This window comes from Oceaniovalibus sp. ACAM 378, from assembly GCF_008085915.1.
Classification (GTDB): domain Bacteria; phylum Pseudomonadota; class Alphaproteobacteria; order Rhodobacterales; family Rhodobacteraceae; genus Oceaniglobus.
In genome coordinates this window covers 1-895 of record NZ_VSJK01000083.1, presented here as the reverse complement: position 1 = coordinate 895, position 895 = coordinate 1, and the positions used below count along the sequence as shown (strand labels likewise).

Below are 895 nucleotides of genomic sequence, written 5' to 3'. Positions count from 1 at the left end.
TCACTGAGCGCTATAACGCCAAGTTTGCAAAGGCCGCCCGTCGCGCCGACAATCTGCACAGGCCGATGAACATTGAACCCGATCGCCTGCGTGATGTGTTCGCTTTCCAAGACGAGCGTCTTGTTGGCGGTGTTTGTCAAAGTTGTTGTCCGCCGATTTCATGCGGCGTCTCTGATTTCAGAATCGCTGACTTCGCGTTCTGGGTTGAGCCAGACGGGTCCTGCAGGTTTCCAGTTTCGGGTTTTGCCTGACCAGCGTTCCGGATTTTATGCGCGTGCATTTGCATAGAGAATGGCGCGGTTTGCCAGCGTCGCGCGATCGTTCTCAGCATGACGCGTATTTGGCGTGACAAAGCGGATGGCGCTGTGGAGGTGGTCATCTTTATACCACCTGGCGAAGGATTTCACCCAAGCCTGAGCATCTGCTTTTGTGGCAAACCCTTTGGTCGGCCAGTCCGGGCGGTATTTGCAAGTTCGGAAAAGGGCTTCTGAGAATGGATTGTCGTTGCTGACCCGGGGACGGCTGTAGGAGGCCGTGATGCCCAGTTTTTCCATCGTCACCTTCATGGTGGCGCCCTTCATGGGGCTGCCATTGTCAGCATGCAGGACCAGCGGGCGCGTGATGCAGCCCTCGGACAGAACGGCCTGTCTGATCAGTGTCGCGGCCAGTTCTGCTGCCTCTCGTTCGTGAACCTCCCAGCCGACAATTTTCCGGCTGAAGATGTCTACGATCAGGTAGAGGTAGAAGAACATGCCAGCGACCGGACCCGGGGTAATCCTCCCCAAAACTAAGGGGATGCGGAAGTAGAATTTTCTCAGCAAGATGACTGAGGAGATTCTGATGAAGATGACGAGATTTAGCGAACCACAGATCCTTGCGATCCTGCGCCAGGGCG

The 895-nt window shown here is 55.8% G+C and carries 2 protein-coding genes; one reads left to right on the top strand and one right to left on the bottom strand.

Annotation, left to right across the window (positions count from 1 at the left end):
• A partial coding sequence (locus FQ320_RS26240) for a hypothetical protein (protein WP_222861732.1) occupies window positions 1-251 on the top strand: 251 nt, incomplete at its 5' end.
• 15 nt (window positions 252-266) lie between these two features.
• Here FQ320_RS26240 and FQ320_RS25285 read toward each other — a convergent pair.
• On the bottom strand, window positions 267-895 hold a 629-nt coding region (locus FQ320_RS25285), incomplete at its 5' end, for a DDE-type integrase/transposase/recombinase (protein ID WP_148476007.1).